This is a genomic window from Fibrobacter sp. (genome assembly GCA_024398965.1).
Lineage (GTDB): Bacteria > Fibrobacterota > Fibrobacteria > Fibrobacterales > Fibrobacteraceae > Fibrobacter.
In genome coordinates, this window is record JAKSIF010000115.1 from 1 (window position 1) to 2,243 (window position 2,243).

Annotated in this window: 3 protein-coding genes; 2 read left to right on the forward strand and 1 reads right to left on the reverse strand. The window is 49.1% G+C overall.

The genetic code is table 11. The features are described from left to right. A partial coding sequence (locus MJZ26_14915; GenBank protein MCQ2107068.1) for a hypothetical protein occupies positions 1-283 on the reverse strand: 283 nt, incomplete at its 3' end. Between the two features lie 111 nt (positions 284-394). On the opposite strand from MJZ26_14915, the gene MJZ26_14920 reads away from it, so the two are divergent. Next, positions 395-1,771 (forward strand): Xaa-Pro peptidase family protein, encoded by a 1,377-nt coding sequence (locus tag MJZ26_14920; GenBank protein MCQ2107069.1) that lies wholly within the window; start codon positions 395-397, stop codon positions 1,769-1,771. Between the two features lie 69 nt (positions 1,772-1,840). Further along, a partial coding sequence (locus tag MJZ26_14925) for an acyl-[ACP]--phospholipid O-acyltransferase (protein MCQ2107070.1) occupies positions 1,841-2,243 on the forward strand: 403 nt, incomplete at its 3' end.

The window sequence follows — 2,243 nt, forward strand, 5'->3', positions numbered from 1 at the left end:
CGTCGGTAGCAGTGGAGATACCGAGCTTATTCTTGGCGTCGAAGATTTCCTTACGGAGCTTGTGGTTTTCTTCGGTAATGGCGGTAGCTTCCTGTTCGGTCTTCTTCAGCTTGTTTTCGTCAATCTTTTCCTTAGGAGCAGCCTTCTTAGCGGAGGATGCTTCAGCCGGAGAATCGCTATCATCATAATCATCGTCGCTGCCACCGTTAGAACCGGCGCAAGCAGTGAACATTGCAACAGCCGCAGCTGCCAACATCAATTTCCAATTTTTCAAAAGAGACATTTGTTCAGGCTCCATTATAGTCTGTGATGGCTAAAATGTATATAATTTATGCCGAAATGAATGTAAAAAAGGTAAATTTTGTGCCGAAAAAAGATATTTACGAGGCTAAATATGGCTGAAAGACCTTCTTTAAACCCTTATTCCCAGGTTTTTATCGCTTCTGGCAGTTACGATTCCAAGAAAATCTACAGAAATCGCCGTAAAAAAATGATGGATCTTCTGGATTCCTTCTGCGTTTTTGCAGGAATGCCCATGGAACCCGGCGCAGAAGAAGCTTATGTGCAGACCTGGAACAAAATGATCCAGGAACCGGCCTTTATGTACCTGACCGGGATCAACCAGCCCGGCTGCTACCTGCTTTTGGACCCGAAGGTGGGGGAGGAAATCCTCTTTGTTCCCGCCAAGGACCCCTTCAAGGAATTTTGGAACGGCAAGCGCCTTGGCTATGTGGAAGGCTCCAGCGAGGTTTCCAAGGTGACAGGAATCAAGGACGTTCGTCCTGTGGATGAACTTTGGGATACTATTATAGCAAGGGCCCGCAAGGTTCAGAAGCCTGGCTTTGCCTACGCTTACTACTTTGAAAAGTTCCCCGACGATCATAACGACCAGTTCCGTAAGGAAATGGCAAAGGCCTTGAAATCCGCCGGCACCGAACTGAAGGGTTTCAAGATCAAGAGTGCTGCCAAGCTCCACTGGCAGCTCCGTCTGCCTCTGGAAAAGGAACGTATCGAAGACGCCCGCAAGGCACAGGATATTACCGACGCCGCCTTCCGTAAGGTTCTTGCCAATATGTCTAGCCTCAAGAACGAACGTGACCTTGGGCTGATGCTGGATTACGAGATGCAACGCCATAGCGATGGCGATCTTGCTTTCCCCACCATCGTTGCCGGTGGCGAAAACGCCTGCTGCCTTCACTACGTAAAGAAGGATGAGCCCCTGAAGGCAGGGGAGCTTGTGCTCCTTGACTTCGGCATCCGCTGGAATTCACTCCATAGCGATATCTCCCGCACGTTGCCTGTGGGCGGCAAGTTCAACCCCCTGCAGAAAATGTTGTACCAAATCGTACTGGACTCCCAGGAGGAGTACCAGAAGTTTGTTCGCCCGGGTGTTTCTCTGAAGGAAATCGGCATGGTGCCCTGGGACTTTATCATGAAGGCCCTGGATGAACGCCTGGTGAAGGGAGCCAAGGGCAAGTTCAAGCTGCTTTACGACAAGCGCCCCCACGGTGTAAGTCACTTTATTGGCGAACAGATTCACGAAGGGGAGCCTGGAACCCGCTCCCTGGATACGGAACTGGTGCCGGGAATGCTGATTTCCTGCGAACCGGGCCTGTACGGAGAATTCTGGGCTGTGATCAACGGCAAGAAGTACCACGAAAAGATCGGTATCCGCATCGAGGATGACCTTTTGATAACGAAAACCGGCTTTGAAAATATTTCTAAACATCTTCCGAAAACCATTGATGATTTAGAGGCGCTTATTAAGTAAGAGAGGGGGAGCAATCCCCCCTTTTTAATTACATTTCCTTTAAAGAATATTTTGAAAAAGGACTTAACTATGTGGAAAGTTAAGGGTGCGACCCGCTACTTTTTGTCTATTCTGGCAACGACTTTTGTTCAGCTTGGCGTATTCATTTACGCTCAGAAAATTCTGGCCGGTTCCTTCACCGCAGCCGATGGCGTTACCTGGCAGACCTTCATGCTGCAGATTTTCTTTGTGGCACCTTATGTACTGATGGTCTTCTTTGCTGGTCTTTTCACAAACAGGTTTTCCAAGAACAAGGTTCTGGCCTGGTCTTCCTTGATGATGACCTGCTTTGTTATTGCCCAGGCGGTTCTTGTGACTTGCGGCTGTGTTAGGGTGGCCTTCTGGCTTTCCATTGGCCTGAGTTGCGGTTTTGCTATCCATAGTGCGGCCAAGTACGGCATCCTTAAGGAAATGTTCGGTGTCCGTAACCTGA